Raw genomic sequence first — 16,608 nt, forward strand, 5'->3', positions numbered from 1 at the left:
CCGCTACTTGTTTATATGGAATATATGAAAAGGAATGTCTGTATGCAATTCAACAAAGTTCCATTCATCATGCCACGTATATTGGTTACCGGTAATGGTATCGGTCAAGTGTACCGCATGCCCTGCGCCGACCCCCATCTCGTGCAGCGGAAGCTGAACATGCCCCTGTTGCGTATGGTGCGAATCAAGGCTGATGACCATCAAGGTCTCGTCTGTCTTGGCATCGTTCCACTTGTAGAAGGCTATAAGATAGTCATTTTCGATATGACAGAACCGGATGTTGTTCGTCTGCTGCAGTGATCCATGGTCTTTTCGAACTTGGTTTATTTTGGTGATCAGGTGCGTGACCTTGTTTTCGTGCGACCAATCCCAATGGCGGATTTCGTATTTCTCACAATCTTTGTACTCTTCCTTATTTGGCAGGGGGTCGGTGACCATATATTCGAACACGGGCCCGTATATGCCTATATTGCCACTCAAGGTAGCGGCCAGTGCATATCTGATCAGGTGCATGGCCTCATTGGCGCCTTGCAGGTGATAAGGGTTGATATCGGGCGTATTCGGCCAAAAATTGGGCCGGTAATATTCTTTCATGTCGGTTTGGGTAAGCTCGACCAGGTATTCGGTCAATTCATGCTTGCCCACACGCCAAGTGAAGTAGGTATACGACTGCGAAAACCCTTGCTTTGCCAATTGCTGCATGACCTTGGGGCGCGAAAAGGCCTCGGCCAAGAACAACACATCGGAGTGGTTCTTTTTTATTTGGGCGATCAGCCAATGCCAAAAATAGTAAGGCTTGGTATGCGGATTATCAACCCTAAAAACCGATACACCCCTATCGACCCAGTACTGCACAATGCTGAGCAATTCATCCCAAAGCGCCTTGTACGCTTTGGTCTCGTAATAAAAGTTTACAATATCCTGATATTTTTTTGGAGGATTTTCAGCATACTGTATGGTACCGTCGGGCCGCTTTCTAAACCACTCAGGGTGTTCTGTGATATAGGGGTGGTCAGGGGCAGCCTGAAAGGCAATATCCATTGCAATTTCAATACCCTGTCGCTTGGCTTTCTTGACCAAATCGATAAAATCTTGTTCGGTGCCCAATTCTGGGTGTACCGACTTGTGCCCGCCGTGCTTTGAGCCAATGGCCCAAGGCACGCCCGAATCACCCTCTAGGGCCGTTACAGTATTGTTCTTTCCCTTACGGTTCTTTTCACCTATTGGATGGATGGGAGGAAAATACAGGGTGTCAAACCCCATCTTTGCTATGCGTGGCAACAAGCGCTCACAATCTTTGAACGTACCATGCTTGCCCGGCTCGGGCGCCGACGAGCGCGGAAAAAACTCGTACCAAGTACTGAAATTCGCCTTTTTGCGATCTACGTAAACCTTCAATCTTTTGCTCTCACTGGCCAAAATCTTCTGAGGATATTTCATGAAAAGATTGTGCAGTTCTTTTGAGTTGGCCACTTCAATGGCCTCATCGTAACGATTTTCATCCTCGAAGAGCGTCATCCACCCCTTGATGGTGTCCTTTTGTTTGGTGGGGACCTTGTTGGCCAAAAATGTGAGGTACTGCACGCCATCCAACAATTCACTTTTGATGTGCTGGCCGTCTTTTAACTTGGCCTCGACCCCGTGCTGCCAATTCAGGGCGTAATCTACCCATCCTCGCACGAAATAGTCGTAAAAGCCCTGTTTTTCGACACTAAAGGTTTCGAAATACACGTCTTGCCCCTGGTGTTGCATACGTATCTCAGACCATTTTTTGTCTTTCTCGTGTTTGAACACGAGCTCAGCCTGGATCACATCATGCCCATCGGGTATCAGGTCGGCATATACCGTGACAGGTTCTCCTACGACCCTTTTGATGAAATATTCGCCGCAGTGCAGCTGTGGCGATACATTTTCTATAACGACTCTTTGCTGTCTTTTTTCCATGGATACAGGTTGGTTTCCCTAAAAATAGAAATTTCGGTCAAACCCCCATAGATTACCGTTTCTTTCTCTGATTGTTTTTTTGGAACGCTTTTTGATTTAATACGGTTAATTATTTAAAACCATGTCTAATCAAATCAAAACATCATGAATTCGATAAAAACAATTTTCAGTATCGTCTTGGCACTAATCGTTATCTCCTGCGAAGGTCCTGCAGGCCCTCCCGGCCCTCCCGGGCGCGACGGATTCGATGGGCTCGATGGCCAAGATGGCGTTAATATTTTAGGGCAGGTATTGGAAATAGAGGGCACTTTCTCAGCCGAAAATGATTACCGTATCTTATTTGAGTTTCCACAAACGGTCGAGGTTTTTGAATCAGACGTGGTTCTGGTATACCTCCTCTTCGACCAAACGGAAGACAGCAATGGAGAACCTGTTGACATATGGCGCCTTCTACCGCAAACGCGCATTCTTGACCAAGGTTTGTTGCAATATAACTATGACCACACCTTTTTGGATGTGAGTATATTTTTGGAGGCCGATTTCGATATGTCGACCCTATTACCGGGCGATACCGATAACCAAGTCTTCAGGATTGCTGTGATACCTGCAGAGTTTGCTTCTGACCCATCGATAGACTTTTCAAATCTTGATGCTGTCATGTCGAAAATCAACCTTGAAGCAGGTGGAATTCAGCAAATAGATCTAGACTGAGCCCATTTTGTTATAATTAAGAATCCAGAACCCAGAGCAACTGTTGTTTTGGGTTCTTTTTTTGTCGATCTTTATAAGATGAAAGGTGTGGCGTACTTCTTCGTCTAAAGCATAAAACGATAAGGATGTTAAAAAAAATTGCTCTTTTGGTCGTTGTTATTTTCATGGGCTGTATAGGACGCTCACAAAAAGACGCCAACACCAATGCAGATTCTGAAAGCAAGGTATTTGCCGTTACCAAAACCGATGCCGAATGGAAGGCCGAGCTGACCGAAATGGAGTATTACGTGCTGCGCAAAGCGGCCACCGAAAACCCCTTTACCAGCGACCTGCTTGACAATAATGAAAAGGGCACCTATGTCTGTGCCGGCTGTGGCACCCCTTTGTTCAAAAGCGAGACCAAGTTTGATTCAGGTACGGGATGGCCGAGTTTTTACAAGGAAATTGAGGGCAATGTGGCCTATGATGTCGACTATAAAATCGGTTATGCCCGAACAGAAGAACATTGTGCCACCTGCGGCGGGCATCTCGGGCATGTGTTCGACGATGGCCCACCACCAACCGGTAAGCGGCATTGCATCAACGGGGCTGCTTTGAATTTTGTTCCCGATAGCAAATAAACCTATTTAAAAAAATGAACGCCAAATATCCTGTAAACAAAACAGAGGCCGAGTGGAAACAAGAGCTCTCACCAGAAGAGTACCGGGTGCTACGACAAAAGGGTACCGAATATCCGCATACAGGCAAGTACAACCTTTATTTTGAGAACGGAGATTACCATTGCCGTGCCTGCAACGCCAAACTTTTTGAAAGCGAACACAAGTTTGAAAGTGGTTGCGGTTGGCCCTCGTTTGACCAAGCGGTAGAGGGTGCCATCGAATATATTCGCGACACCTCGCATGGCATGGTCCGCACCGAGACGGTCTGCGCCAACTGTGGCAGCCATTTGGGGCACGTTTTTGATGACGGCCCAAAAGAAACCACTGGCCAACGGTATTGTATCAATTCGGTAAGCATCGATTTTGAAGCTGAACAAAAAGAATGAACTTTTCACAGCACTACCTCGAAAACGCAAAATTTGAGTTTGAACGCTACAAAAAATTGGGCGAGGGCACTTTTGACCAACTCTCTGAAAACCAATTGCACTGGAGACCCAGCGAAACTGACAATAGCATTGCAATCATTGTAAAGCACTTGGCGGGCAATATGCTTAGCCGTTGGACCAATTTTTTGACCGAAGATGGTGAGAAACCTTGGCGCCATCGCGATACTGAATTTGAAGACCCACCCCAAACCAAAAAAGAGCTGTTGCTTCTTTGGGAAAAAGGCTGGCAATGTCTGTTTCAAGCCTTGGACTCGATCAATGAATCAAATTTCGATACCAAGGTGGTAATACGGGGCGAAGAACATTCCATCACACAGGCCATCAATCGACAACTGGGGCATTATGCAAGCCATGTTGGGCAAATTGTACTATTGGGCAAAGTGATACGTGGAGAAGCATGGCAATCACTTTCCATCCCAAAAGGAAAATCGGAAGCTTTCAACAACAACTTCTTCAGGAAAAACAAATCTTAAAATACAACCCTGCTAATTTCGTGGGGGCAATTCCAAAAGCAATTGGCAAAAGTTTAACCGGGCAGACCTTTTGTTACCAATCACATAATTCATGAAATTAATTAATCACGATCGAAAACAGAACTTTGAATTTGGGTTTCAAATTTGGTGCTTGGCACATGAAATGTGTACTTTTGCACCTGCCAAATTAGGGCAAGTTTCCATTGTAACAACTTAAATTGAACACCATGAGCAAATTTGACGTCATTGTTTTGGGAAGTGGTCCCGGAGGTTATGTAACCGCCATACGAGCCTCACAACTAGGATTTAAGACAGCCATAGTCGAGAAAGAAAACCTTGGAGGTGTATGTTTGAACTGGGGCTGCATTCCAACCAAAGCATTGCTCAAATCTGCTCAAGTATTTGAGTATCTCAAGCATGCTGAAGATTATGGTTTAAGTGCCAAAAATGTGGAGCATGATTTCGATGCGGTGGTCAAGCGAAGTCGAGATGTCGCCGATGGCATGAGCAAGGGGGTTCAATTTTTGATGAAAAAGAACAAAATCGAGGTTTTGAGCGGCTTTGGCAAATTACTTCAGGGCAAAAAAGTCATTGTAAAGGGTGAACATGGCGAACCTGCCGAATATTCGGCCGATCACATAATCATTGCCACTGGTGCCAGAAGCAGGGAACTGCCAAGTCTTCCGCAAGATGGTAAAAAGGTAATCGGTTACCGTGAGGCCATGACCCTAAAAAAGCAGCCCAAAAAGATGATTGTGGTGGGCAGTGGGGCCATCGGTATAGAATTTGCCTATTTCTACAACGCCATGGGCACTGAGGTAACCGTGGTCGAATATCTCCCAAATATTGTTCCTGTTGAAGATGAGGATGTATCCAAACAATTGGAACGGTCTTTCAAAAAGGCGGGCATCAAAATAAAGACCTCGGCAGAGGTCACCAAGGTTGACACCTCCGGTGATGGGGTAAAGGCCACCGTTAAAACCTCAAAAGGAGAAGAGGTTTTAGAGGCTGATGTCGTCTTGTCTGCCGTAGGCATCAAAACAAACATCGAAAATATCGGTCTGGAGGAAGTCGGTATCGCCGTTGACCGTGACAAAATTTTGGTGAACGATTATTATCAGACAAACATACCCGGATATTATGCAATTGGTGATGTTACCCCCGGACAGGCATTGGCGCATGTCGCTTCTGCAGAAGGTATTCTTTGTGTCGAAAAAATAGCCGGAATGCACGTTGAACCCTTGGATTACGGAAACATTCCCGGCTGTACCTATTGTATGCCCGAGGTGGCCTCGGTGGGCCTTACAGAGAAACAGGCCAAAGAAAAGGGATACGATATCAAAGTGGGCAAATTTCCATTTTCCGCAAGCGGAAAAGCCAAAGCCGCCGGCACTGCAGATGGTTTCGTCAAGGTCATTTTTGATGCCAAATACGGTGAATGGCTGGGCTGCCACATGATCGGGGCCGGTGTTACCGACATGATAGCCGAAGCGGTCGTGGCCCGTAAATTGGAGACCACCGGGCACGAAATATTAAAGGCCGTTCACCCCCACCCCACCATGAGTGAAGCGGTGATGGAGGCCGTGGCAGATGCGTATGGCGAGGTCATCCACTTGTAACGTTTAAATGTTTGAAAATTCATTTGTTGATGTGGTGTCATCTCAGCATTGAACTTTTAAACTTATAAACCCATAAACTTTTTATATGCTTACCGCTTTCCGTATAACGGCTATTTTAGAGGGCATATCGTACCTACTGTTGTTCGCGCTCACCATGCCATTGAAATACTGGGCCGACATGACCGAACCCAACAAAGTAGTGGGCTATGCACACGGTTTCCTGTTCATTGCCTACGTGGTAATCGCCATTGTTTTTGTTCGTGAACGAAAATGGGGACTTAGAAGAACCGCAATTTTGCTGATTGCCTCACTATTGCCGTTCGGAACTTTTTATGCGGATAAAAAGTACCTGAAGCCATTGGATCATTCTTCTTGAAATGTGTAGATGCTGCCATCAAAAGCGCAAAAATAGAGCTCGTTTTGCGCGTCCACACCGAAGGAAGCAATGTTCAGACCGGTATTGAACAATATCTCATTATCACTCCCATCAAGGGTCAATGCCCAAATACGGCCACTGATAAAATCAGCGTAAACGTACTTGCCCTGAAGCGAGGCAACGGCATTGCCCCGGTAAACAAAACCACCGGTAATCGATTTATCGCCCGCATCATGGTTGTACTCAAAAATCGGTGGCTCAAGCCCGGTATCGTCACAGTCGCCCGAAAAGCAAAAAGTGCCTTCAAAAAGCTTCCAGCCAAAATTGCCCCCAGATACGATGATGTTTATTTCTTCACGTTCGCCCTGGCCCACATCGCCCGACCATAGTTCCCCCGTTTGGTCGTCAAAGCTCATCCGCCACGGATTTCGAAGTCCGAATGCAAAGATTTCCCCACGCACGCCATTTTCACCAATAAATGGATTGTCAGCTGGAATGGCATAGTTCAATCCGGTCGAAACATTGTCTATGTCAATCCGCAAAATGGCCCCCAAAAGATTTGAGCGGTTCTGCGCATTGTTCTGGGGATCGCCACCAGAACCGCCATCTCCAGAGGCAATATAAAGATACCCGTCGGGGCCAAAGGCCAACTGGCCACCGTTGTGGTTGGTATAGGGTTGTGCAATCTCCAATAAAATCTGCTCTGAGTTGGGGTCTGCTCCATTTGCATTCGCCGATGAGACCTGAAACCGTGAGGTGACCGAGAGGGTTTCTGTCGGTGTATAGTTCACATAAAAATAGCCATTGGATTCAAAATTTGGGTGGAAGGCTAGGCCCAAAAGTCCCTGTTCATTGGCGTTAGTGCCTATTTTATTGCTGATATCAAGAAAAATCGCCGTTTCTTCAACAGTGGCATCGTTTTCAAATACTTTTATAACACCTCCCTGTTCCACCACAAACACACGCCCACTGCCATCATTTGGGGTCTGAAAATCCAAGGGGCGATCAAAGTTCAGGTTGGGAAAGGCATTGACGAAGACAAGGCTTGTACCATTGCCATCATCACTTTGACCATCATCGGTCATCGAATCGTCTTCTTTTGTAGCGTTGCAGGAAACAAGGACTGTGATACATAGAAAAAGTGGCAGCAGGTAGGGTTTCATAATAGGGGGCTTTTATTAAAGATACGGATAAATCACGTTTACGGATTTACCAAGCCCCAGAAAGACTACTTGTTTACTCTATAAAACTCTGTATGGCCAAATCATAGCTCTGCAGGCCAAAACCCAAGATCACTCCTCTGGCCACGGGCGAAATATAGGAAACATGCCTAAACTCTTCTCTAGCGAAAGTATTTGAAATATGAACTTCGACAACCGGTGCCTCTATGGCCTTCACGGCATCACCGATACCAACCGAGGTATGGGTATAGGCCGCTGCATTGAGCACAATACCATCGTGCGTGTAGCCTACTTCTTGCAATTTGCCGATCAACTCACCCTCTATATTCGACTGAAAATACTCAAGATGGATGTCTTTGAACTTAAACTGGAGTTTTGAGAAATAATTCTCGAAGGTGGTGTCGCCATACACCTCAGGTTCCCGTTTACCGAGCAAGTTTAGATTCGGTCCATTGATGATGATGATTTTCATGGGGTAAAGTAACGATAATTTCAAGGCATAAAAAAACGGGGGCTGTGCCCCCGTTCCAATAAAATTATAAACTTGATGACTATAGGAAAATCGTAAATCCTACAAAAGCTTGAAAAATGCTGTCTGCATCGGCCTCATCAAGGGTAAGGTTATAGCGAATACCGGGTTCAATGGCCACCATGTCACCCAAAAAAATGGCATAGCCGCCCTGAAGACCTATCCAACTGGCACCATTGCCATCTGAAGAGATTCCCGTGAAATCAGCTCCCAAGGGAATCTGACCGTTCAAATAGTACTTGGCGCCGACCTTATAGACAAGAAATCCGTCACCAATACCTACATCCGTATATCCCAAGCCGCCTTTGATCGCTAAATCTTCGGCAACAAAATAACCTACATCACCACCTATGGACCAAGAGGTGTTTCCATCGCTTGAAGTAAGTGAAAATGAGGTGTTTCCGGTAGAAAAAGAACCGGTGTTGGCTTCCAAGAACCAAGAACCCTCAGAAGTTTGCCCAGAATTGCCACTTTGGGCATTCATTAGGGCAATCGTACCAAAAATCGATAGTGCAGTCAATAGTACTTTTTTCATAATTGAAATTTTAATGATTTTTGTTGGGGGCAAATGTAGTTGTACCTGCGCCACGCACATAGGGTTTGTTGTGAAACAACGATTAAATGATGTGATAGCACGAAAACAGCACATGAAAATATTATTGGGCACAAAAAAACGGGGGCGTTGGCCCCCATTTATACCCAAACTTAATCGGTTTAGTTTATTTTATATCCAACACCTACAGTCAATGTGTTGATGTTCGCATTTTCTAAATCGCGTACAATTTCGAAACCATAACGTGCTTCAACAAAGAATTGCTCGGTTATGTTAAAGGCCGCACCTAGGGCCAGGTCCAGACCAAAAGCACCTTGATCAAAATTATCTTCCAAGATATAGTTGATCTGTGGCCCAGCCTGAAGATTGAATTGGTCTGAGATGTTGTATTTGGCCATAACTGGTATGTAAAGCGCCGTAAGGTCATCAACGATGCTCACAAGCAACGATGGCTCAATGTCAATTTCTCCACTCGTTTCGAACGTATAGCTTCCACCTAAATAGAAACCAAGTTCGCTCTCAGATCCAAAACCATCTACATCAATGGTCACGTTATTGAGTCCGGCTTTGACAGCAAAACCCTCTTGGGCCGCTGCTGTAAATGCCAAAGCGCACACTGCGAGTACTGTAAGAATTGTTTTTTTCATGATACGTTTTTTAGTGTTTCCCTTCAAAGATACGAAACAACGATCTTTAAGTATCAGCAGCATATTCATTATCAAAACCTCCAGTATTCGGCCTGTTCCGGCAAAAAAAAGGGCACATGGTGCCCTTTCCTAAAAGTCATATGGATTTGTGGCCTGCGTTAGAAAAGAAAAAGTACCCCGGCATTGACCGTATTCCAGCTACCGCCATCAAGTTCCACACCTGTGTACGAAAGTGCCAATTCTGTTGTTCCTGAAATGGTAAAGGCCAAGGTAGGACGATAATACAAACCACCATCGTTGCCCGAACTAATACCAACGGCATAACCCACATCGGCTCCAAAATTAACCCCTTTGGTCGGGTATAAGCGCACCAATGCGGCAATGGGCAGAAACTGTACGTTATCAAATTCGGCCTCTATGGTAATACCGCCTCCAGAAACGGTTTCGGTTTTTCCAAAAGCATTGGTGAACCCGGTAGCTACTCCTAAATCGATTAACTTGTTAACGCCCACATGGTACGCTAAATCTAGGCCCAAGCCAAAGCTTGATACATCACCGGCATCCCCAATGGGAAGTTGGGCATGAAATCCCGCACGGAAACTGTCTCTGTCAACTTGTGCCTCGGCACAAAAAATGGCCAAGAGGCACATAAAAAAGGTGGTAGTTGCTTTTCTCATATGTTTGGTGGTTTTACTGGTTAAAATCTAGATAAGAACGCAGAAATACCGTGATTATTTGAATTACGTCTCGAGCTTTACCTTATAAAACTACTATTGATTGATAAAATCAGTTGTCGGTGTGCCTTATCTTTAGCGCATGAATTGGCGTCAAGCAGTAGAAGATTATAGGCAATATCTCAAAATCGAGCGTGGACTCTCGGCCAACACCATCAGCGGTTATTCCCTCGACCTACAGAAGTTAATCGATTTTTTAGAGGAGCACGAACTTGACGAAAAACCTGTTGAGATCCAAAAAGAGACCATTCAACGTTTCGTGTTTGAACTGCCCAAAGTGGTCAATGCACGTTCACAAGCGCGTATTATTTCTGGACTAAGGGGATTTTTCAATTATCTGATCTTTGAGGATTACCGGCCCGACAACCCAATGGATTTGATCGAATCACCTAAAATCGGTAGAAAACTGCCCGATACGCTTTCCACAGAGGAGATAGACAGGCTGATCGCGGCCATTGACCTTTCAAAGCCAGAGGGACAACGAAACAAGGCCATTTTGGAAACGCTCTACGGATGTGGTCTCCGGGTTTCTGAATTGGTGGAGCTGCAACTCTCAGACCTGTATTTTGATGAAGGTTTTGTAAAAGTGACCGGAAAGGGCAACAAACAGCGTTTTGTGCCCGTGGGCGATACCACACAGAAATACATCAATATATATCGAAATGAGATCAGGGCGCACCAAACGCCCAAAGCGGGCCATGAGAACATCTTATTTTTGAACCGCAGGGGCAAACAGCTTACCCGTGCAATGATCTATACCATCATCAAACGCCTCGCTGAAAAGATCGGCCTGAAAAAAAATATCGGCCCGCACACCTTTCGGCACTCATTTGCTACCCATCTGCTCGAAAATGGCGCCGATCTGCGGGCCATTCAGCAAATGTTGGGCCATGAGAGCATTACCACCACCGAGGTTTACATGCACGTAGACCGAAAACACTTGACCGAGGTGGTGAAGCAATACCACCCACGGAAACAAACGTATGTAAAATCTTGATCGAAAGCGAAACGATGCAAAAAGGAATATTTTTAAGCAAAATACTTGCAAACCCATATATTGGCTTTTGAAAATGGGATTCCAACGCTTTCTTTGGCTTTTTTTTGCCATCGTTCTTCTGGAACTTGTGGCCTGTTCAAATGATTCACTGGCAGGGGTGCGCTTTATTTCGAAGCCTGCCATTACGATTTCGCTACTGATATTTTTGTTTTTCCAAAGCGAACTCCCTGCACGGGCAAAAAAATTCTTGGGGCTGGGACTATTGTTCTCTCTATCGGGTGATGTATTGCTGATGTTTGATGAATCTTCTCCCCTCTTTTTCATAGGAGGTCTGTTGTCTTTTTTGTTGGCCCACTTGATGTATTTATCGGTATTCTTAAAAAAATCGATGTTCGCGAAAAAGAGCACTTTGGTGTACGGAAACCTCTTGGCCTTGTATGCCTTGGCCATACTCTACCTCATACTTCCAAACGTTGGCAACCTATTGCCCTATGTCATCGTTTACATGCTTGTGCTGTTACTTCTTGTATTGGTGGCTTTTTTGAGAAAGCCATTTACCAATAGTGTCAGTTACCGCCTATTTCTTTTCGGGGCCTTAAGTTTTATGGTTTCCGACTCTTTATTGGCGCTGAACAAGTTCTACCTGGCTTTTGAAATGGCGGCGGTCGCCATTATGCTCACCTATGCCCTGGCCCAATTGTTGATTGTTTTGGGAGGAATTACGGCAGCCAAAAAACCTTAAGCCTTGAACTCTTTTTTATAGGGTCGGATGATCAGCCGCGCCTCCCTGTCAAAACGGATATAGTTGTAAACCCAATTGATGAAGACCACTACCCTATTACGGAAACCAATCAAAAAATAGAGGTGTACGAACATCCATACAAACCAAGCGAAAACACCCTGAAACTTGAAATTCGGCAGATCACAGACGGCCTTATTGCGGCCAATGGTGGCCATATTGCCTTTATCTTTATAGGTGAAGGGCTCCATTTGCTTTCCCGCTATCAATCGAATCAAGTTCTTGCCCAAAAGCCTGCCCTGCTGTATGGCCGGTTGTGCCATCATCGGATGCCCGTTGGGGAACGCCTCCGTTTCCATGTGGGCCACATCGCCAATGGCAAATACATTGTCAAAACCTTCCACTTGATTGAACCTATTGATTTTCAATCGGTTACATCGGGTCACAAAATTCTTGGCATCCAATCCCTTGATGGATACTGCTTTCACGCCAGCTGCCCAAACCAAGGTGGCCGTTTCAAAACTTGTTTCGGTATCGGTGGTGACCAATCTACCATCATAGCCGGTGACCCGTATGTTCTTCCAAACGTTCACACCCAGTTTTTCCAAAAAGTCCTCTGCTTTTTTTGAAGCGATCTCGCTCATGGCGGGCAACAGTCTGTCGCCACCCTGCACCAAGTTGATCTGCGCCCTTCGGGTATCAAGATCTGGATAATCTTTGGGCAAGATTCCTTTCTTAATCTCTGCCAATGCACCGGCCAACTCAACCCCAGTAGGCCCTCCCCCTACAATGACAAAATTCATAAGTGCCTCACGTTCGTGGTAATCATCGGTCAAGAGTGCCTGCTCAAAATTTTCCAAAATCAGGCTTCTGAGGTTCAGGGCCTGCGGTATGGTTTTCATGGCCATACTGTTCTGCTGCAGGGTCTTATTGCCGAAAAAATTGGTCTCGGTGCCCACTGCAACCACGAGGTAATCATATTTTAGGTCGCCGATATTGGTCTTGACAATCCGCTTATCGGTTTCTATCTGGTTGACCTCTGCCAGCCTGAAGTAAAAATTGTCGTACCCCTGCAATACCTTTCTGATCGGATAGGCTATGGAATCGGGCTCAAGCCCCCCGGTTGAAACCTGATATAAGAGCGGTTGAAAGGTGTGGTAGTTGTGTTTGTCCATCAAAACCACCTGAACCTCTTGCCCTGCCAGCTTTTTGGCCAATGAAATACCACCAAAACCGCCACCGATGATGATGATTCTGGGATGACTTGACTGCGGAATGTTCATAGGAAGAATTATAGCACAAATGTAAACATTCGCACCAAGTGCCCCTAAAAATACCTACTGCCATTTTTATTATATTTAGCCTAACGATTAACCATACTTGCCACATGAAAAAAATAGTCCCCCTATCGATTCTTTTACTATTTGCCTTTATGGCCGTTTCGGCCCAAAAAACAAAAAAGGATGTTTTCAACACATTGGAGGCCCAATACGACGAATACAGTACCATTGCCCAACAAATATGGGATTGGGCCGAGATGGGATATTTGGAGGAAAAAAGTTCGGCGCTGTTGCAAAAAACCTTGAAAGAAGCAGGTTTTTCGATTAAAACGGGGGTTGCGAACATTCCGACCGCATTTATCGCCGAGTATGGTAGCGGATATCCGGTGATAGCCATTTTAGGGGAATTTGATGCCCTGCCGGGTTTGTCGCAACAAGCGGTTCCTGAAAAGAAGCCTGCCGGTGGGGAAGCAGGCCATGCCTGCGGACACCATCTTTTTGGCACGGCATCGGCTGCAGCTGCCATTGCCACCAAAAATTGGTTGAGCACCAGCAAACGTGAGGGCACCATACGTTTCTATGGGTGTCCGGCAGAAGAAGGGGGCGGTGCAAAAGTGTATATGTCTCGAGAGGGTCTTTTTGACGATGTTGATGTGGCCCTACATTGGCACCCAAGCTCACAGAACGCCGCCAGTGCCGCAGCCGCACTTGCCAACATTTCGGCCAAATTCAGGTTCAAAGGTGTTTCGGCCCATGCCGCCGGGGCGCCACAAATGGGGCGTTCAGCACTTGACGGTGTCGAGGCCATGAACGTAATGGTCAATATGATGCGTGAGCATATTCCGCAAGAAGCCCGAATACATTATGTTATCACCGACGGTGGAAAGGCCCCCAATGTGGTGCCCGATTTTGCGGAGGTCTATTACTACGCCCGCCATAATAGCAGGGACGTGGTGCGCGATATTTTCAATAGGATCGTAAAAGCTGGTGAAGGGGCCGCCCTCGGAACCGGTACCACCATGGAATATGAACTGGTCAACGGGGTCCACGAGCTATTGCCCAACCTGACCCTCCAAAAATTGGTACACGAAAACCTCTCTGAAATTGGCGGAATCGAGTATACACCCGAAGAAAAGGCCTTTGCCGATAAAATAGCCCAAAGTTTGGGGCAAGAAAAAGCCAATGTGGAAATGGCCAGATCGGTACAACCCTATAAAGAGGTGGCGCGCGCCTATGGATCCACCGATGTGGGCGACGTTAGTTTTGTGACCCCAACCGTCGGATTCGGAACGGCCACTTGGGTACCGGGCACCCCGGCCCATAGTTGGCAAGCGGTTGCCGCCGGTGGCACGACCATTGGAAAAAAGGGAATGATGGTCGCCGCCAAAACCTTGACCTCAACAGCGATTGATCTGTTCTCTGACCCCAGCATTGTCAAAAAGGCAAAACAGGAGTTTGAAGAGCGCAGGGGCCCTGATTTTGTATATAAGCCCTTATTGGGTGACCGCCCCCCGGCTTTGGATTATAGAAAATAGGTCATAATCCTTTAGAAGGGTTGCAAGCTAGGGTATAGTTATGTTCAAAGAACCATAATTTGGCCATAAGGCCAATTTTGCCTTTGGAACACCGTACACTTCAAATTTGAAAATCAAGATGTTATAGCTTGGCCCAAACTTAGACCCTTGAACATTGTAACAAATCGATCAAACATCCTACTAACCATAAAACTACCCAACCCAATCAGTGACCAAAGAACTCGAACATCGCTTTGTAACTGAACTTGAGAACAACCAGAACATTGTTCACAAGGTCTGTAGCTTGTATACGAATGACAGGGATTCGCACAACGATCTCTTTCAAGAAATCACTATTCAGCTATGGAAGGCCTACCCGAAATTCAGGGGCGAATCAAAGTTCAGTACGTGGATGTACAGGGTGGCGCTGAACACGGCCATTACCCTTTACAGAAAGTCAAAGCGACGGGTCAAGACACAAGATTACGATTCGGTCATCTATAAGATCAAGGCGAACGAATATGACGATACCGAAGAACGCCAATTGAAACTGATGTATGATGCCATCAAGCAACTGGGCGATATTGACAAAGCGGTAGTCTTTTTGTACTTAGAGGACAAAGACTACCGAGAGATTGCTGAAACCCTCGGTATCTCCGAGGTGAACGCAAGGGTAAAAATGAACCGCATCAAAAACAAACTAAGAACCATACTAAATCCGTAAGGTTATGATGGATGAACTGGAACTCTTAAAAAAGGATTGGCAACAGAAAAAGGGGCAGTTGCCCAGGCTCAGCTACGACGAAATCTATAAAATGGTCAGGCGCAAGTCTTCCTCGGTCGTCAAATGGATATTCTATATCAGTATCGCCGAATTTCTCTTCTGGATCATTCTGTTCTTTGTGCCCGTGCCCGGTGGCAAACTCATGGCAGAGGGTGCCATTATCCTCCAAAGCATAGAAATGGGGCTCGAAATTATCCGATATGCTGCAGTGGCTTATTTCATTGTCAAGTTCTACCAAAATTTCAAAAAAATAAGTGTCACCGATTCGGCCAAAAATCTTATGAAGAACATTATCGTGGTCAGAAGAACGGTGATGCAATATGTTTGGTTCAATCTGGGGGTATTTGCGGTAATGATGGTAATTGTATTTATCGAGTATGTAAATTACGACCCACGAATCGAGCTGAAGACCATGATCGCAGAGGCCGAGAACAGTATTTTGCTTTGGTTGGGCGTATGTATTGCATTGTTGGTGTCCATTGGTTTCTTTGCTTTCCTGTTATGGTTGTTCTACCGTATTCTCTACGGAATTCTTTTAAAACGTCTCAATGAAAACTACCGCGAACTGAAAAAGCTTGAAATCTAATTTCGATGGCTGTACTTTCTTTTTTGGTGGTCGGCCTCGTAGGCGGCCAATTCCTCTTCGGGAATAACCCTTAGAAACGAAGGGTGCTGCTCGATGGCATACTCCAGTTTCTCAATGATTTCCTCGACCGACTCGTTGTCGTAATCAATCTCCAACGGTTCCTTTATCTGCATTGATTGCAGAATGCCCTTCTTTTTGATATACAGGCCCTTTTTGTCGAACGACCTACGAAACCCATCGATTACCACAGGTACAACAATCGGCTTGTATTTTTTTATTATATGTGCAGTTCCCTTGCGCAGTGGTTTCCATGGAGTTGTGGTTCCTTGTGGAAAAGTTATGACCCATCCATCTTGTAGGGCTTTCCCTATGTTCGAAATATCGCTAAACTTGACATGCCGCTTAACCTCTTGGCCATCTGCCCGCCATGTTCGTTCGATACTGATAGACCCTGCATACGCCAACAATTTGGTCAAGAGACTTTTTTTCATGGTCTCTTTGGCGGCGACATAGTAAATGTTGAGTTTGGGTTTCCAGAGATAACCGATGTTCTTAATGCTATCTTCACGACCGGCCAAACTTGCATTGAAGACATGAAACATGGCCACCACATCGGCAAAATAGGTCTGGTGGTTGCTTACAAACAACACATTGGTGTCAGGTAAACTTCGAATGACCTCAGACCCCTCGATCTGTAGTTCGTTAAAACCTTTGTACCGCCTGTGTGTCATCAGACCCAAGATACGGATGAGCCATTTCTTGAAAAAAAGAATATGTCCGAAAGGATTTCTTTTAAACAGTGCCATGCAGTTGTAAATTGAGTGCGCTAATTTACA

General features: G+C 45.7%; 19 protein-coding genes. 11 read left to right on the top strand and 8 right to left on the bottom strand.

The annotated features are described in order from the left end of the window. Positions 1-3 precede the first annotated feature (3 nt). Positions 4-1,944 (bottom strand): alpha-1,4-glucan--maltose-1-phosphate maltosyltransferase, encoded by a 1,941-nt coding sequence (locus VC82_RS01655; RefSeq protein ID WP_045800838.1) that lies wholly within the window; start codon positions 1,942-1,944, stop codon positions 4-6. A 144-nt stretch (positions 1,945-2,088) separates the two neighbouring features. Between VC82_RS01655 and VC82_RS01660 the strand changes: the two genes are divergently transcribed. The 6 genes from VC82_RS01660 (at position 2,089) to VC82_RS01685 (ending at position 6,228) form a co-directional block, all read left to right on the top strand. Further along, a complete protein-coding gene (locus tag VC82_RS01660) occupies positions 2,089-2,655 on the top strand; it encodes a hypothetical protein (RefSeq protein ID WP_045800839.1) in 567 nt (188 codons plus the stop codon). A 125-nt stretch (positions 2,656-2,780) separates the two neighbouring features. Further along, a complete protein-coding gene (msrB, locus tag VC82_RS01665; RefSeq protein WP_045800840.1) occupies positions 2,781-3,275 on the top strand; it encodes a peptide-methionine (R)-S-oxide reductase MsrB in 495 nt (164 codons plus the stop codon). A 14-nt stretch (positions 3,276-3,289) separates the two neighbouring features. Then, positions 3,290-3,700, top strand: a complete 411-nt coding sequence (msrB, locus tag VC82_RS01670; RefSeq protein ID WP_045800841.1) for a peptide-methionine (R)-S-oxide reductase MsrB — start codon at positions 3,290-3,292, stop codon at positions 3,698-3,700. After that, a complete protein-coding gene (locus VC82_RS01675) occupies positions 3,697-4,233 on the top strand; it encodes a DUF1572 domain-containing protein (RefSeq protein ID WP_045800842.1) in 537 nt (178 codons plus the stop codon). Before msrB (VC82_RS01670) ends, VC82_RS01675 begins: the two co-directional genes overlap by 4 nt. A 227-nt stretch (positions 4,234-4,460) precedes the next feature. Continuing rightward, entirely contained in the window at positions 4,461-5,852 is a 1,392-nt protein-coding gene (lpdA, locus tag VC82_RS01680; RefSeq protein ID WP_045800843.1) for a dihydrolipoyl dehydrogenase, read from the top strand. Between the two features lie 85 nt (positions 5,853-5,937). Next, positions 5,938-6,228 carry a DUF3817 domain-containing protein gene (locus VC82_RS01685; protein WP_045800844.1) on the top strand — a complete coding sequence of 97 codons (291 nt, stop codon included), beginning with the start codon at positions 5,938-5,940 and terminating at the stop codon, positions 6,226-6,228. Here the strand turns inward: VC82_RS01685 and VC82_RS01690 are convergent. The 5 genes from VC82_RS01690 to VC82_RS01710 form a co-directional block, all read right to left on the bottom strand. Then, entirely contained in the window at positions 6,216-7,391 is a 1,176-nt protein-coding gene (locus tag VC82_RS01690) for a PQQ-dependent sugar dehydrogenase (RefSeq protein ID WP_045800845.1), read from the bottom strand. The genes VC82_RS01685 and VC82_RS01690 overlap by 13 nt on opposite strands. Positions 7,392-7,464: 73 nt before the next feature. Next, positions 7,465-7,881 (bottom strand): type II 3-dehydroquinate dehydratase, encoded by a 417-nt coding sequence (gene aroQ / locus VC82_RS01695; protein WP_045800846.1) that lies wholly within the window; start codon positions 7,879-7,881, stop codon positions 7,465-7,467. 79 nt (positions 7,882-7,960) lie between these two features. Next, positions 7,961-8,473: a hypothetical protein gene (locus tag VC82_RS01700; protein WP_045803169.1), complete on the bottom strand. Its 513-nt coding sequence runs from the start codon at positions 8,471-8,473 to the stop codon at positions 7,961-7,963. A 179-nt stretch (positions 8,474-8,652) separates the two neighbouring features. After that, positions 8,653-9,138: a porin family protein gene (locus VC82_RS01705; RefSeq protein WP_045803170.1), complete on the bottom strand. Its 486-nt coding sequence runs from the start codon at positions 9,136-9,138 to the stop codon at positions 8,653-8,655. Positions 9,139-9,296: 158 nt separating this feature from the next. Further along, complete coding sequence (locus tag VC82_RS01710) at positions 9,297-9,815, bottom strand: hypothetical protein (protein ID WP_052698856.1); 519 nt, start codon at positions 9,813-9,815, stop codon at positions 9,297-9,299. 139 nt (positions 9,816-9,954) lie between these two features. On the opposite strand from VC82_RS01710, the gene xerD reads away from it, so the two are divergent. Then, a complete protein-coding gene (gene xerD / locus VC82_RS01715) occupies positions 9,955-10,869 on the top strand; it encodes a site-specific tyrosine recombinase XerD (RefSeq protein WP_045800847.1) in 915 nt (304 codons plus the stop codon). A gap of 73 nt (positions 10,870-10,942) precedes the next feature. Beyond that, positions 10,943-11,611, top strand: a complete 669-nt coding sequence (locus tag VC82_RS01720) for a lysoplasmalogenase (protein ID WP_045800848.1) — start codon at positions 10,943-10,945, stop codon at positions 11,609-11,611. Here VC82_RS01720 and VC82_RS01725 read toward each other — a convergent pair. Beyond that, on the bottom strand, positions 11,608-12,891 hold the full coding sequence (locus tag VC82_RS01725; protein WP_045800849.1) for an NAD(P)/FAD-dependent oxidoreductase: 1,284 nt from the start codon (positions 12,889-12,891) through the stop codon (positions 11,608-11,610). The genes VC82_RS01720 and VC82_RS01725 overlap by 4 nt on opposite strands. Positions 12,892-12,995: 104 nt before the next feature. On the opposite strand from VC82_RS01725, the gene VC82_RS01730 reads away from it, so the two are divergent. The 3 genes from VC82_RS01730 to VC82_RS01740 all read left to right on the top strand — a co-directional run bounded on the left by VC82_RS01730 (position 12,996) and on the right by VC82_RS01740 (position 15,772). Next, positions 12,996-14,423, top strand: coding sequence for an amidohydrolase (locus tag VC82_RS01730; RefSeq protein WP_045800850.1), 1,428 nt, complete (start codon positions 12,996-12,998; stop codon positions 14,421-14,423). 208 nt (positions 14,424-14,631) lie between these two features. Next, the gene (locus VC82_RS01735; protein WP_045800851.1) at positions 14,632-15,126 is read left to right on the top strand and encodes an RNA polymerase sigma factor; all 495 of its coding nucleotides are present in this window, start codon (positions 14,632-14,634) and stop codon (positions 15,124-15,126) included. Between the two features lie 4 nt (positions 15,127-15,130). Next, complete coding sequence (locus VC82_RS01740; protein WP_052698857.1) at positions 15,131-15,772, top strand: hypothetical protein; 642 nt, start codon at positions 15,131-15,133, stop codon at positions 15,770-15,772. Here VC82_RS01740 and VC82_RS01745 read toward each other — a convergent pair. After that, the gene (locus VC82_RS01745) at positions 15,769-16,578 is read right to left on the bottom strand and encodes a lysophospholipid acyltransferase family protein (protein WP_045800853.1); all 810 of its coding nucleotides are present in this window, start codon (positions 16,576-16,578) and stop codon (positions 15,769-15,771) included. The genes VC82_RS01740 and VC82_RS01745 overlap by 4 nt on opposite strands. Positions 16,579-16,608 lie beyond the last annotated feature (30 nt).

The sequence above is a fragment of the Flagellimonas lutaonensis genome, from assembly GCF_000963865.1.
Classification (GTDB): domain Bacteria; phylum Bacteroidota; class Bacteroidia; order Flavobacteriales; family Flavobacteriaceae; genus Flagellimonas_A; species Flagellimonas_A lutaonensis.

Excerpts from the sequence above, each read along its gene's own strand:
- VC82_RS01745 (WP_045800853.1), bottom strand. The coding sequence starts at position 16,578 with ATGGCACTGTTTAAAAGAAATCCTTTCGGACATATTCTTTTTTTCAAG.
- lpdA (WP_045800843.1), top strand. The coding sequence starts at position 4,461 with ATGAGCAAATTTGACGTCATTGTTTTGGGAAGTGGTCCCGGAGGTTAT.
- VC82_RS01730 (WP_045800850.1), top strand. The coding sequence starts at position 12,996 with ATGAAAAAAATAGTCCCCCTATCGATTCTTTTACTATTTGCCTTTATG.
- VC82_RS01710 (WP_052698856.1), bottom strand. The coding sequence starts at position 9,815 with ATGAGAAAAGCAACTACCACCTTTTTTATGTGCCTCTTGGCCATTTTT.
- xerD (WP_045800847.1), top strand. The coding sequence starts at position 9,955 with ATGAATTGGCGTCAAGCAGTAGAAGATTATAGGCAATATCTCAAAATC.
- msrB (WP_045800840.1), top strand. The coding sequence starts at position 2,781 with ATGTTAAAAAAAATTGCTCTTTTGGTCGTTGTTATTTTCATGGGCTGT.
- VC82_RS01700 (WP_045803169.1), bottom strand. The coding sequence starts at position 8,473 with ATGAAAAAAGTACTATTGACTGCACTATCGATTTTTGGTACGATTGCC.
- msrB (WP_045800841.1), top strand. The coding sequence starts at position 3,290 with ATGAACGCCAAATATCCTGTAAACAAAACAGAGGCCGAGTGGAAACAA.
- VC82_RS01675 (WP_045800842.1), top strand. The coding sequence starts at position 3,697 with ATGAACTTTTCACAGCACTACCTCGAAAACGCAAAATTTGAGTTTGAA.
- VC82_RS01720 (WP_045800848.1), top strand. The coding sequence starts at position 10,943 with ATGGGATTCCAACGCTTTCTTTGGCTTTTTTTTGCCATCGTTCTTCTG.
- VC82_RS01725 (WP_045800849.1), bottom strand. The coding sequence starts at position 12,891 with ATGAACATTCCGCAGTCAAGTCATCCCAGAATCATCATCATCGGTGGC.
- VC82_RS01655 (WP_045800838.1), bottom strand. The coding sequence starts at position 1,944 with ATGGAAAAAAGACAGCAAAGAGTCGTTATAGAAAATGTATCGCCACAG.
- VC82_RS01740 (WP_052698857.1), top strand. The coding sequence starts at position 15,131 with ATGATGGATGAACTGGAACTCTTAAAAAAGGATTGGCAACAGAAAAAG.
- aroQ (WP_045800846.1), bottom strand. The coding sequence starts at position 7,881 with ATGAAAATCATCATCATCAATGGACCGAATCTAAACTTGCTCGGTAAA.
- VC82_RS01660 (WP_045800839.1), top strand. The coding sequence starts at position 2,089 with ATGAATTCGATAAAAACAATTTTCAGTATCGTCTTGGCACTAATCGTT.
- VC82_RS01690 (WP_045800845.1), bottom strand. The coding sequence starts at position 7,391 with ATGAAACCCTACCTGCTGCCACTTTTTCTATGTATCACAGTCCTTGTT.
- VC82_RS01705 (WP_045803170.1), bottom strand. The coding sequence starts at position 9,138 with ATGAAAAAAACAATTCTTACAGTACTCGCAGTGTGCGCTTTGGCATTT.
- VC82_RS01685 (WP_045800844.1), top strand. The coding sequence starts at position 5,938 with ATGCTTACCGCTTTCCGTATAACGGCTATTTTAGAGGGCATATCGTAC.